The organism is Methanobrevibacter cuticularis, assembly GCF_001639285.1.
GTDB classification, from domain to species: Archaea; Methanobacteriota; Methanobacteria; order Methanobacteriales; family Methanobacteriaceae; genus Methanobaculum; species Methanobaculum cuticulare.
The window spans coordinates 1-1047 of record NZ_LWMW01000034.1 but is presented as its reverse complement, the minus strand read 5'-3'; the positions used below and the strand labels follow the sequence as shown (position 1 = coordinate 1047).

The window sequence follows — 1047 nt, the reverse complement described above, 5'->3', positions numbered from 1 at the left end:
GAAAATTCAGTATTCATAAACAATAAAGCAAGTATTAATTATGGTGCTGCATATCTAAGTGGAACTAGTAGTGTTAATAATTGTACTTTTGAAAACAACACTGCAAATGATAATTATGGTGCTTTAGGTATGAGTGGAACTGGTTCTAGTAATACTCTTGAAAATTCAGTATTCAAAAACAACAATGCAAATAATTATGGTGCTGCATATCTAAGTGGAGGTAATATTGTTAATTTGGTTGATAATTGTACTTTTGAAAACAACACTGCAGGTACTAGTTATGGTGCTTTAGTTATGAGTGGAACTGGTTCTCGTAATACTCTTGAAAATTCAGTATTCATAAACAATAAAGCAAGTAATAATTATGGTGCTGCATATCTAAGTGGAACTGATAGTGTTAATTTGGTTGATAATTGTACTTTTGAAAACAACACTGCAGCTAGTTATGGTGCTTTAGGTATGACTGGAACTGGTTCTAGTAATACTCTTGAAAATTCAGTATTCAAAAACAACAATGCAAATAATTATGGTGCTGCATATCTAAATGTAGATAATAATATTAATTTGGTTGATAATTGTACTTTTGAAAACAACACTGCAACTAATTATGGTGCTTTAGGTATGAGTGGAACTGGTTCTCGTAATACTCTTGAAAATTCAGTATTCATAAACAACAATGCAAATAATAATTATGGTGCTTTAAGTATGAGTGGAACTGGTTCTAGTAATACTCTTGAAAATTCAGTATTCATAAACAATAAAGCAAATACTAATTATGGTGCTGCATATATAGCTGGAGATATTAGTGTTAATTTGGTTGATAATTGTACTTTTGAAAACAACACAGCAAATAATAATTATGGTGCTTTAGCTATGACTGGAACTGGTTCTAGTAATACTCTTGAAAATTCAGTATTCAAAAACAACACTGCAACTAATTATGGTGATGCATATCTAAATGGAACTGATAGTGTTAATTTGATTGATAATTGTACTTTTGAAAACAACACTGCAACTTATGAAACTAGTACTGCATTAACTGTTGTT

Annotated in this window: 1 protein-coding gene; it reads left to right on the top strand. The window is 30.2% G+C overall.

Annotation, left to right across the window (positions count from 1 at the left end; translation table 11 throughout):
- Window positions 1-1047, top strand: a 1047-nt coding sequence (locus MBCUT_RS11110; RefSeq protein WP_342667563.1) for a right-handed parallel beta-helix repeat-containing protein, incomplete at both ends; no start/stop codon positions are given.